Genomic DNA, 8,471 nt, shown 5'->3' with positions numbered 1-8,471 from the left:
GGGTTTTACGGTAAACAACGCTGCTGCATTGGGGTGGATATCCAATAAACCGGCAGCCGGACGGGCAGTAACTCCGGGTACAAAAACCCAAGTTGTTTTTTTTGTACTTTTTCAGATAATTTACAGTGTGTTATCTTCATTTTCGAAGGGTAGCACAACTGCCAATCCAATACAGCTGGCAGGTGAATCCAAGGCCGTTTGAAAATCACGCCATCATCGAAATAAATAATCGTTTTGTTATGTTGACAGTATAAAACGGCTTCGGTATAGTCTCGTCTTCAGTTGCGCCCATCGTCTAGAGGCCTAGGACACTGCCCTTTCACGGCGGCAACCGGGGTTCGAATCCCCGTGGGCGTGCCAAATTCCAATTACAGTCTTGCCGGTTTCAGCAAGACTTTAGTTTTTTGTTTTCTACTGCTTTATCTATTGAGCATTTTTTCTGTTTTTTTATCTTCAAAATCAACAAACGTACTTTAAAAAAATTTCCTTTGCTTGGTTTTATTTCCGACTTTTTCAAATCAATTTTGCATTGAAATAACATAAGCAGCCGCATTGGAAAGAAATGCCGTCTGAAAAAATTGGTGCTTTTTCAGACAACATTCTAAACATAGAATATGTGTATTTTGAACGCGGCCTACATATATCAGCGTAGTAGTTGGGCTTGTAGTGTGTATCGGATATGGTGGAACACGATACGTATTATGCGTCCAGGCAGTCTGAAACCCCTGGAATACATAAACATCAAGCCCAACTTGTATTGACGGACGAAATCCGGCTGCGTGCAAGCCATGTATTTGAAAGAAATGACAGAACAAACGCACAATACACAATAATAGCGTGTTGCGGTATATGTGGACACGCTACTGTTTGCCTGTGGTGTTTTCAAACAGTATATTGAATCTCTGGATGATGAAACGGCCATCCTTTGAAATTAATGGAAAATACTTTTCAGACGGCCTTTTCCCAATTTTTTCAAGGTTTTTGTACTGCTGAAAATACTTCGGATTTGGTTTACAATACCGTTATTTATATTTTGTAGTTATCGAGAGAAATTCATGTTAGACATCCAGCTTTTGCGTAATGACACCCCCGCGGTTGCGGCCCGTTTGGCGGCGCGCGGTTATGAATTCGACACGGGGCGTTTTCAGGCTTTGGAAGAACGGCGTAAGGCGGTGCAGGTAAAAGCCGAGGAATTGCAGGCGGCGCGCAACAGTATTTCGAAGCGAATCGGTGCGCTCAAAGGTCAGGGCAAACACGCGGATGCGCAGGCAGCCATGGAACAAGTGGCGCAAATCAAGGTGGATTTGGAGCAGGCGGCGCAGGATTTGGAAGCGGTGCAGCAGGAATTGGACGCTTGGTTGCTGACCATTCCGAACCTACCACATGAGAGCGTGCCTTTGGGTAAAGATGAAACGGAAAACGTGGAAGTGCGCAAAGTCGGCATGCCGCGTCAGTTTGATTTCGAGATTAAAGATCATGTCGATTTAGGCGAGCCGCTGGGCTTGGATTTTGAAGGCGGCGCGCGTTTGTCAGGTGCACGTTTTGCCGTGATGAAAGGCCAAATCGCGCGTTTGCACCGTGCATTGGCGCAATTTATGTTGGATACGCACACGCTGCAACACGGCTACACCGAGCATTACACGCCGTATATCGTCGATGATGTGACCTTGCAAGGCACAGGTCAATTGCCGAAATTTGCTGAAGATTTGTTTCATGTTACCCGTGGCGGCGATGAGGGCAAGAAAATCCAATATCTGATTCCGACGGCGGAAGTGACGCTTACCAATACTGTGGCCGACAGCATTGTGGCCGAAAACGAATTGCCGTTGAAACTTACCGCACATTCGCCTTGTTTCCGTTCCGAAGCAGGCGCGTATGGTAAAGACGTGCGCGGTTTGATTCGACAGCACCAATTTGACAAAGTGGAAATGGTGCAAATCGTCCGTCCGGAAGACTCTTACCTGGCCTTGGAAGAAATGGTCGGCCATGCGGAAAATATCTTAAAAGCCTTGGAGCTGCCTTACCGCGTGATGACTTTATGTTCGGGCGATATGGGTTTCGGTGCAACCAAAACTTACGATTTGGAAGTGTGGGTACCCGCGCAAAATACCTACCGCGAAATTTCCAGTTGCTCCAACTGCGAAGATTTTCAAGCACGCCGTATGAAAGCACGTTTCAAAGACGAAAACGGCAAAAACCGTTTGGTGCATACCTTAAACGGCTCGGGTTTGGCGGTTGGCCGCACCTTGGTGGCGGTATTGGAAAACCACCAAAACGTTGACGGCAGTATTAATATTCCTGCCGCATTGCGGCCTTACATGGGCGGAGTGGCGAAATTGGAAGTGAAGTAATTGAATGAACAGAATAAAAGCCGTCTGAAATGTTTCAGACGGCTTTTTTGATGATTCGCACCAGCAAAGCAAAATTATTTCTTCGCGCCTTCGGCAAAGTATTTGGCTTTAATTTGTTTGTATTCGCCGCTTTCACGCACTTTTTTCAGCGCGTCGTTCAGCATTTGGACAGTAGCCTCGTCGCCTTTGCGGGTGGCAATGCCGTAGTTTTCAACGGTGAAGTCAGGCAGGGTGATGAAATCCATGCCTTTGGCCGGGTTGTTTTTGACGTAGTTGGCAATCACGGCGCTGTCGCTGACCACGGCATCCAAACCGCCGTTTTCCAATTCTTTCACCACCAACGGTACGGTTTCAAAGCGGGCGATTTTCGGGTTGTCGTTGCCCAAGAGTTTGGATACGGAGAAATCGCCGGTTTGGCCGGTAACCACGCCGACACGGTTCAGGTTTTTCAAATCTTCGGAAGTGGTGATGGTTTTGCCTTTCGGTACCAAAACGACTTGGGTGATTTCAAAATACGGATCGGTAAATTCCATTGATTGCTTGCGGTCTTCGGTGATGGTTACACCGGAGATGACAATGTCCACATCGCCGTTTTTCAGGGCGGGGAACAGACTGTCCCAAGGCTGGTGTTTATACTCGACTTTGAAATTGCCTGCTTTAGACATGGCATCCATCAAATCGATATCGAAGCCTTCGACTTTGCCGGATGAATCGAGTGATTCAAACGGGGCAAATTCGGCATTCATGGCCACGCGGTACACTTTATCCGGGCCGGCTGCGGCAGGAGCTGCGCCGGCATTGTCTTTGCTTTGGCCGCCACAGGCGCCCAGTGTCAGTGCTGAGCAGGTAATGGCTGCAGCAATCCATTTTTTCATGTTCATGGTAAATCTCCTCTATACTCTCTAATTTAGGTGAGTCGGAATGAAATAAAGCATAATTTTAGCACAAGTTTACAATAGCAGGACAGAATACGATGCAAATTTTTATGGTTGGTCAGCTTGAATCAATGCCCTTTTTCGCGGAAAAAGGCGTAAGTTACGTCGTGGAACAAATCCGTGTGCGGGCTGTCTTCGTAGTTGAGTTCGGCCAAGGCATCTTCAAAGGCCAGTTGGATGGATTCGACCACGTCTTGAGCCGTGTCGCCGGGCAAGGCGCGAATCAAGCCTTTGAGTGCGGTGGCTAAAACATGGTTCTGCATGCGTAAAACCTCGTTTGACTCTTCCAAAAATTCTAATCGTTGCTCAATGCTGCTCATGTGTATTCCTTAGGAATCTGATAAAATGCCGAATTATAGCAAATCAAGCGGTTTGATTGCGAAACATGATATTGCAACGGGATAAAAATGGATACTAAAAAGCCAAATTTTTCATCACAAACGGAAAACGATTTCAACTGGGAGCGCCGGTTGGAACAATTGCGCCAGACCCGTCGGATTAACGCGCACCCCACACACGCACCCTTGATTCGCGAATCGAAAGACCTGCGCCCGAATGCCGCTGCCAAAGCCGACAGGCCGTACGGGTTGGATCAAAAGTCACGCGATAAGATTTTGCAGGAATACATGCGTAAATGGCAGGAAGAACACAATGCCGGAGTCGCGCAGCATGAAGACATCGTAACAGACGACATGGTGTTGTTGCAGGAAAACTGGCTGGGCGCGCAATCTGCCTTGCAAATGCGCGTTTCTGAGAAACACATCGAATCTACCCGTACCGTATGGTTTAATCCGAAACACCAAACCGTCGAATTTCCCGAGCCGGCAGCCGCTGGGGACACGCCGTCTGAAATCGCAGATGAAATCGGGCTTCCGAGTGGTTCCGATAATGCGCCAGATCAAAAAATCATGTTGAATATAAATATCTTGAATCCGCAAGCAATTGGCCGCAGGGAAGTGTTTTGCGTGTCCGAACAAGAATTGGCCGAACGATTGATCAAACGTATGCGTCCGCATGTCACCGATGCGGTCAACGGCATGATTCGCGTCGCCCTGCAAAAACAAATGGCGGTGCTTTCTTACAATTTGCAGCAGACATTAAACGAGCAGGTACCGGCATTGGTGGAAGATTTGTTGGAACACAATGTCAAAAAAGTGCTGGCCGATTTGAAATACGAAATGAAATACAAACGTGGTAAGCAAACCGAATGAATAAGTGGATTTGGATTGCCGTTGCCGCTGCCGCGTTTTTCGGCTATCAAAAATGGCAGGATACGGCGCAAGAGTTGCCACATGGGCAGATGCAGTCGAGGCCGTCTGAAAAAAGCCGGCAGCGTTCCGGCACACATCCGTCAAGCGGTAATGCGGAAGCGGTTTTGCAACGCGCATTTGAAGAGCAGCGTAACAATCTGCAAATTGAAGGTGAAGGCGTGGTCAAAAAAACCTTGCCTGACGACAACAAAGGCTCACGCCACCAACGCTTTATCTTGAAATTATCAGGCGGGCAAACCTTATTGGTGGCGCACAACATTGATTTGGCCGATAAAATCAAAGGTTTGAAAAAAGGTGATACCGTGCGCTTTTACGGCGTGTACGAATGGTCGGCGCAAGGCGGCGTGATCCATTGGACGCACCACGACCCGCAAGGACGCCATATCGACGGGTGGCTGAAACACAACGGTAAGATTTACCAGTAGCCATTCAGGCCGTCTGAAAGCAATATTGTTTCAGACGGCCTGAGTGATTTAAAATGGAGCTGGCGTAGGTTAACCCCAAATACCACACCAAATTCGCAAAATTTTCAGTTGTTCTTTTGGTGTACCACAGTTAAAACGAAACCCGCATTCTTTCCGGAATAATGGAAAAGATTTCCAGTCAATTTCATTCTATTTCCGTAGCATGCGCTTTGCCCGGTCCCAAAAGTTTTCCATCCTGTCAATGTGGTTTTGCCGTCCTACAAAATGCGTACAGTGACTGATACGGTGATGAATGGGTTCACCCACGTCAAACACATCTTTTTAAATGTAACCCGACTGCTCATCTGCGTCGGCTTGAAAACTTTTCCATTGTTCTTGAAAAAATATAGGTTTCGCTTTAACTGTGGTACACCAAAAGAACAACTGAAAATTTTGTAGAAATGGTGTAGGATTTAAGGTTAATTCAGTCAGCCCCTAAAACTATACCGTCTGAAAAATGTTTGGCTGAATATTTTTCAGACGGCATTTACTGGGAATTCCGAGTAGTGATGTTGCTTGTCCCATACCGCCTCCAACTGTATGTACGCCGACCTGCCGGGTTTTATCGCAGGCTGCCGCTTGGGAGTCCCTTATAACACGATTTCTCCAATAACACCTTAATTTTAGGGGCTGAAGCAGATTAACAGTCATGCCAGACGGCAAAAATAAAGATAACCATTGCAAATTAACAAAGAATACCCAAAGAAAACTCCTCCGGTTTTTTTGTACCGGAAGCCACCGCCCGTGCAGCCGCTGATATTCTGGGTATCCAACCCGGTTGGGCTATGTTAGCCTACCGCAAAACCCGCCAAGCGGCTGCCTGTCATTTGGCGCAGGCAGCCGGCGGGGTTTTCAGAGGCCCTACCGGGCCGGACGAAGGTTATTTCGGCGGTCGGCGTAAGGGAAAGCGGCGGTATCCGGCATCTTAAAGCGGCAGGGAAAGGTTGGTACCGCCGTTGCGGGGGATAGCGGGAAGGATGCCTTATTTCCGGTTATCAAACAGCAAACAACACCTGACGGCATTGTTTATACCGGTAGTGACAGGGGCTGTGGCGTGCTTGATGCGGGCAGGTTCGGGCATCAGCGCATCAACCGTTCACAGCTTTTTGCAGACCGTCAAAACCCTATCGGCGGTATTGGAAATTGTTGGAACCGGGCGAAGCGCGTCTTGCGCAAATACAATGGGGTTGGCCGTAAATCTTTCCCGCTGTCCTTGAAAGAATTTGGGTTCCGCTTTAACTTTGGCGCACCGTCCGGGTAGCTTGAAATGCTGCGGCAATGGTGTGGTGTTTGGGGTTAATCTGCGTCAGCCCCTAATTTTAAGATAATGTATAAATTTTCCAGTGACGCAGGAAAGCTGTTCTTGAATTTATGGAGACAGAGATAGCCGTTTAAAACCATATTCAAACCAGCGTAGGCAGACGCCTTAGAAAAGCAGATAACCGTTATTAGGGCATGTTCTCATTTTGTCTGCGTCGCCGGTTTTCGGGCAGACAAAGGCGTATGCAGGGCAATGCCCAAAGAGGCTGGTTTTACATGCTTCACCGGTAAAACCAGCCAAGGCTTGGCAGGTCGGACACCTCGCGCGCATGTTCAACGCAGCAGGCGGGTTTTATGCCGGAAAGATACCGCATGATGAAATGAGGACACGCCCTAAAACCAGTGCAAAATTCTAACACATCAACCGAAGGCCGATTAGGCAGGCACAATGCTGCTTTTTTATTTTCAGACGGCCTTAAAAATTCAGGATTCCGACATGAGTAAAAAGCTTCATCCGCAAACATTAGCCATCCGAGCCGGCAAAGAACAAACCACCTACAACGAACACAAACAAGCCTTGTTTCTGACCAGCAGCTTTATGTGGGACAGCGCGGCGCATGCGGCAGATTTGTTCTCCAAAAAGATCAAAGGCTTCACCTACACCCGCACTGCCAACCCGACCACCGCCGCTTTTGAAAAACGCGTGGCAGCCTTGGAAGGCGCGGAACGTGCGTTAGCGACTTCAACCGGCATGTCGGCGATTCAGGCGGCTTTTTTAACCTTTTTGAGCTCGGGCGACCATGTGGTTTGCAGCCGCGGCTTGTTCGGCACGACGGTCGGTTTTATTGACACGGTGGTGAAAAAATTCGGCATTGGGGTGAGCTATGTGTCACCGGTCGATGTGGCAGAATGGCGTGCGGCGGTACAGGATAATACCAAATTGTTTTTTTTGGAAACGCCGTCTAACCCCTTAGGTGAAGTGGCTGATTTGGAAGCCTTGGCCACTTTGGCGCACGAACACGAAGCCTTATTGGTGGTGGACAACAGCTTGATGTCGCCATTCGGCCAGCAGCCTTTGCAGGCAGGGGCGGACATCTCCGTGCAATCGGCGACTAAAGCCATTGACGGTCACGGCCGCGTGGCAGGTGGTGTGTTGGCCGGTTCGGAAGTCCTGATGGCACAGGTGGCAGTGTATTGCAATTCGTGCGGTTTGGCGATTTCGCCGTTTAATTCGTTTGAGTTGTTAAGCGGCATCGAAACGCTTTTCATCCGTATGGAAAAACAGTTTGACAATGCGCTGAAAGTGGCACAATGGCTGCAACAGCAGCCGCAAGTCAACGCCGTGTATTATGCCGGTTTGCCCGACCATCCGCAGCGTGAATTGGTCGGGCGCCAGCAAAACGGCGGCGGCATTGTGGTCGGTTTCGAATTGGCCGACCAAGACGCGGCATGGAAAGTGATTGACAGCGTGAACGTGTTTTCGCGCACGGCCAATTTGGGCGATGTGCGCTCGACCATTACCCATCCTTGGACAACGACGCATGCGCGCATGTCACCGGAAGACAAGCTTGCTGCCGGCATCCGTCCAGGCTTGGTTCGATTGTCGGTCGGTTTGGAATATATCATTGATTTAATTGATGATTTGCAACAATCCTTAGCTTAGTCCTATAATATTAATGAGATAGTTTTATTGTTCGGGCGGCCTGATGGTTAATATGAGGCTGTCTGAAACACCACGCCAATTAACAATTAAAAGGAAAACACACATGGACGAGGCCGTTTTCTCCACTTGGGCGATGAGAATCTGCCTAACGGGTCTGATTATTTTTTTGGGCTTTATCGTCTGGAAATTGGGTAAGGAGTCGAAAGCCGGTAAATTTGGTATGTTTATGCTGTTTTTCGTGCTCGGTTTCGGGGTATTTGGCTTTGTGTTTAAAGAATTTTTGATTAGTTTTTTGGTAGTTTCGAAATAAGCGTTGCGCCCTATAACCCTATAAAAGGCCGTTTGAAACATTTCGTTTCAGACGGCCTTACCTGTAACAGCCGCGTTGTTTACACAACAGATTGGGCAATGATGCCTGTAAAACCCCGAAAAGCATATCACCTTTCAAACCCTTATGCGGCTTAACCGGATGATAAAAATTCACAAAACGGCATAACGCCTTTTGCCGGTGTTCCGAATCCTTAAAC

8 protein-coding genes, 1 tRNA gene and 3 pseudogenes are annotated in these 8,471 nt (G+C 48.2%); 9 read left to right on the top strand and 3 right to left on the bottom strand.

Annotated elements, in window-relative coordinates:
- The 3 genes from C7N83_RS17120 to serS all read left to right on the top strand — a co-directional run.
- Positions 1-202 (top strand): hypothetical protein (locus tag C7N83_RS17120; RefSeq protein WP_211296659.1); only part of this gene is annotated, 202 nt, incomplete at its 5' end.
- A gap of 82 nt (positions 203-284) precedes the next feature.
- A tRNA-Glu gene (locus tag C7N83_RS11955) sits at positions 285-360 on the top strand.
- Between the two features lie 695 nt (positions 361-1,055).
- Positions 1,056-2,351 carry a serine--tRNA ligase gene (gene serS / locus C7N83_RS11950; protein ID WP_106742898.1) on the top strand — a complete coding sequence of 432 codons (1,296 nt, stop codon included), beginning with the start codon at positions 1,056-1,058 and terminating at the stop codon, positions 2,349-2,351.
- Between the two features lie 74 nt (positions 2,352-2,425).
- Here the strand turns inward: serS and C7N83_RS11945 are convergent, their stop codons facing one another.
- Complete coding sequence (locus C7N83_RS11945; RefSeq protein ID WP_106742896.1) at positions 2,426-3,232, bottom strand: basic amino acid ABC transporter substrate-binding protein; 807 nt, start codon at positions 3,230-3,232, stop codon at positions 2,426-2,428.
- A 122-nt stretch (positions 3,233-3,354) separates the two neighbouring features.
- Positions 3,355-3,606 carry an NGO1151 family protein gene (locus C7N83_RS11940; RefSeq protein WP_106742895.1) on the bottom strand — a complete coding sequence of 84 codons (252 nt, stop codon included), beginning with the start codon at positions 3,604-3,606 and terminating at the stop codon, positions 3,355-3,357.
- An 87-nt stretch (positions 3,607-3,693) separates the two neighbouring features.
- On the opposite strand from C7N83_RS11940, the gene C7N83_RS11935 reads away from it, so the two are divergent.
- Together C7N83_RS11935 and C7N83_RS11930 are read left to right on the top strand one after the other, a co-directional pair.
- A complete protein-coding gene (locus tag C7N83_RS11935; protein ID WP_106742893.1) occupies positions 3,694-4,497 on the top strand; it encodes a hypothetical protein in 804 nt (267 codons plus the stop codon).
- On the top strand, positions 4,494-4,982 hold the full coding sequence (locus tag C7N83_RS11930; protein ID WP_106742891.1) for a DUF3465 domain-containing protein: 489 nt from the start codon (positions 4,494-4,496) through the stop codon (positions 4,980-4,982). Before C7N83_RS11935 ends, C7N83_RS11930 begins: the two co-directional genes overlap by 4 nt.
- A gap of 69 nt (positions 4,983-5,051) precedes the next feature.
- On the opposite strand, the pseudogene C7N83_RS11925 reads toward C7N83_RS11930, so the two are convergent.
- Positions 5,052-5,300: pseudogene (locus C7N83_RS11925) on the bottom strand (IS1595 family transposase); the annotation flags it as partial.
- A gap of 30 nt (positions 5,301-5,330) precedes the next feature.
- Between C7N83_RS11925 and C7N83_RS11920 the strand changes: the two are divergent.
- The 4 genes and pseudogenes from C7N83_RS11920 to C7N83_RS11905 all read left to right on the top strand — a co-directional run.
- Positions 5,331-5,420, top strand: a pseudogene (locus C7N83_RS11920) (IS1595 family transposase); the annotation flags it as partial.
- Positions 5,421-5,670: 250 nt separating this feature from the next.
- Positions 5,671-6,282 (top strand): annotated as a pseudogene (locus tag C7N83_RS11915) (IS1595 family transposase).
- Between the two features lie 495 nt (positions 6,283-6,777).
- Positions 6,778-7,944 (top strand): O-succinylhomoserine sulfhydrylase, encoded by a 1,167-nt coding sequence (metZ, locus tag C7N83_RS11910; protein WP_106742899.1) that lies wholly within the window; start codon positions 6,778-6,780, stop codon positions 7,942-7,944.
- A gap of 103 nt (positions 7,945-8,047) precedes the next feature.
- Entirely contained in the window at positions 8,048-8,254 is a 207-nt protein-coding gene (locus C7N83_RS11905) for a DUF2788 domain-containing protein (protein ID WP_106742889.1), read from the top strand.
- Positions 8,255-8,471 lie beyond the last annotated feature (217 nt).

This window comes from Neisseria iguanae (genome assembly GCF_003013245.1).
GTDB classification, from domain to species: Bacteria; Pseudomonadota; Gammaproteobacteria; order Burkholderiales; family Neisseriaceae; genus Neisseria; species Neisseria iguanae.
The sequence above is the reverse complement of the archived record's forward strand: the minus strand, read 5'-3'. Positions and strand labels throughout refer to the sequence as shown.

Excerpts from the sequence above, each read along its gene's own strand:
- C7N83_RS11930 (WP_106742891.1), top strand. The coding sequence starts at position 4,494 with ATGAATAAGTGGATTTGGATTGCCGTTGCCGCTGCCGCGTTTTTCGGC.
- metZ (WP_106742899.1), top strand. The coding sequence starts at position 6,778 with ATGAGTAAAAAGCTTCATCCGCAAACATTAGCCATCCGAGCCGGCAAA.
- serS (WP_106742898.1), top strand. The coding sequence starts at position 1,056 with ATGTTAGACATCCAGCTTTTGCGTAATGACACCCCCGCGGTTGCGGCC.
- C7N83_RS11905 (WP_106742889.1), top strand. The coding sequence starts at position 8,048 with ATGGACGAGGCCGTTTTCTCCACTTGGGCGATGAGAATCTGCCTAACG.
- C7N83_RS11935 (WP_106742893.1), top strand. The coding sequence starts at position 3,694 with ATGGATACTAAAAAGCCAAATTTTTCATCACAAACGGAAAACGATTTC.
- C7N83_RS11940 (WP_106742895.1), bottom strand. The coding sequence starts at position 3,606 with ATGAGCAGCATTGAGCAACGATTAGAATTTTTGGAAGAGTCAAACGAG.
- C7N83_RS11945 (WP_106742896.1), bottom strand. The coding sequence starts at position 3,232 with ATGAACATGAAAAAATGGATTGCTGCAGCCATTACCTGCTCAGCACTG.